Here is a 1738-nt window from a genome sequence, read left to right as displayed (position 1 = left end):
CGGAACTGGATGATCCGGTTCTCGGTTCCCCAGGGATGGCGGTTGCGTGGTCCGACCTGAAAGCCAAGCCGGGCGTAAAGATCGGCGGCCCCGTCCAGATCCCGGACAGCAACCACGACATGATCGATGTGCCGCATCGCGGGCTCCTTCAGCGGGCAGGGGTTAGTCTGCCCCGTTCTCAAGGGGCTCCGGCCGCTGTCCTTCAGGCAGGATCTTCAGCGATCTGGCAAGTTCCATAGTGTCAGGACTGCATAAGGGCTGCTGGCGGCGCTCTGCGCGGCGCTGTGGCCTATTCTGGCCGGTGCGGTATCCCTCCGGCCTTCTTTCTTTTCCTCAGCCCATAGCTTTGCGTCCTGGTGCTGGTGGTTCTGGCGTAGGCTGACGGGGTTCCCTGCAAGGGGTTCCCTGCCCGCTTGCGGGTAGGGTTCGCAGGGGTGTCAGCCGGTCCAGGTGGACTATCTACCCGAAGGGCGGGCCGCAGGCCCGGTCCACCTGGGGAACGCCCCTAAGCTGCCGGTGCCGCCCTCTGGTGGAACGGCGGCGTTTCGTGATGCGGTCGCCATGCTCGGCGCGGGACGCGCTAACTCGTGGCGGGCGCTTCTTCTGGCCCTGGCCTTGCCGGGCGTCCTGGTCGGTCTTGGTTCTGCCGTTCAGGCAGCGCGGGTCTGCTTGTCCTTTGACAGCGTCACGCTGCGAAACGCGATCCGTGAGCCTGGGCTCCTCCAAGCTTTTCATAAAGGGCGCGGTAAACCTCGTTGTGCTGATAGGCGCTCAAGGCGTCCATAATCAGTTCCCACTCATCGGTCGTCAGTCGTTTTTTAGGCTCATAGAACGGGGAGGAAGCTGGGCAGTGACGAGAATGCATCTTTTGCCTTTTGTTAAGCAAACAGGGACGTTTTCAATAAATTGCGTGGAAAGTGTGTACTCCGGAAGCCGGGACCGTTGTGTCAATTCCTTGACACTTTCCTTTCTTCTTGCGTGCCCTGTCGGTGTTTCACGCTCGTTTCACGGCTAATCTGACAGTTCGGACGGACTGTAGCTGGAACCTTTTCTAAACTGCCCGGTTCAGATGAGGTGAGGACTCGTTGAACATCTTCATGGGAGGCCCTTGCATGGTTGTAAGGGCCTTTCGCGTCCTGGAACCTTTGCACCCGCGCCTGGTTCGTTACGCCATGAGCAAAGCACCCTCCCGCCCTCCGGCTCAACCGAAGGCCCCGCCCGCTCTGCCGCCTCGTTTGAAGGAACTGACCCGGCAGCTTGCGGAAGCCCTGCGCGAGGCGCAGCGCAAGGCGGCCAAGAAGCCCTAAATTGCACAACCCCGGCGCGATCACTCGGGCCAGGGTTTCGTGTGTCATAAAACCCCATCTGGCTCAGAACTATCTGAGGTTGACTCACGGCTCGGCTGCGGCGCAGCAAAAAGTCCCGCCGGGGAAGGAGGGGCCTTGCTGAACACAGCACCCTGGACAGAAGGCCTCTGCACGAAAACACCACAGAACGCCAAAAAACGACTATGATTTCAAAAATCTATCAAAATATCCTGTTATTTCAGTGATGNATATAGCTTTAGGAAGAGTTCAGGTGAAGTCCTTAGTCTCGCTGCCTGTACCCCCCTCGGTGCTGCTTGTCCGGTTCTCACCCAGGGGGGTTCGCTGTCTGCCAACCGGTTTCCTCCCTGCTGCTCCAAGCCTTTCATAGGCTGTAGGTGCCTCTTTCTGCCTTCTTCGGCGCCCAGCACGGA

At 59.5% G+C, this 1738-nt stretch carries 2 protein-coding genes; one reads left to right on the top strand and one right to left on the bottom strand.

Features of this window, described 5'->3' with window-relative positions; genetic code table 11:
- Nucleotides 1-137, bottom strand: a 137-nt coding sequence (locus CK944_RS22010) for a VOC family protein (RefSeq protein WP_146038764.1), incomplete at its 3' end; no start/stop codon positions are given.
- A 1035-nt stretch (nucleotides 138-1172) separates the two neighbouring features.
- Here CK944_RS22010 and CK944_RS24255 point away from each other — a divergent pair.
- Nucleotides 1173-1307, top strand: a complete 135-nt coding sequence (locus CK944_RS24255; protein ID WP_256388183.1) for a hypothetical protein — start codon at nucleotides 1173-1175, stop codon at nucleotides 1305-1307.
- Nucleotides 1308-1738 lie beyond the last annotated feature (431 nt).

Source organism: Paracoccus sp. SY, assembly GCF_002901215.1.
Taxonomy (GTDB): domain Bacteria; phylum Pseudomonadota; class Alphaproteobacteria; order Rhodobacterales; family Rhodobacteraceae; genus Paracoccus; species Paracoccus acridae.
This window is presented reverse-complemented; position numbering and strand designations above follow the sequence as displayed.

Coding starts and splice junctions, on each gene's coding strand:
- CK944_RS24255 (WP_256388183.1), top strand. CDS start 1,173: ATGAGCAAAGCACCCTCCCGCCCTCCGGCTCAACCGAAGGCCCCGCCC.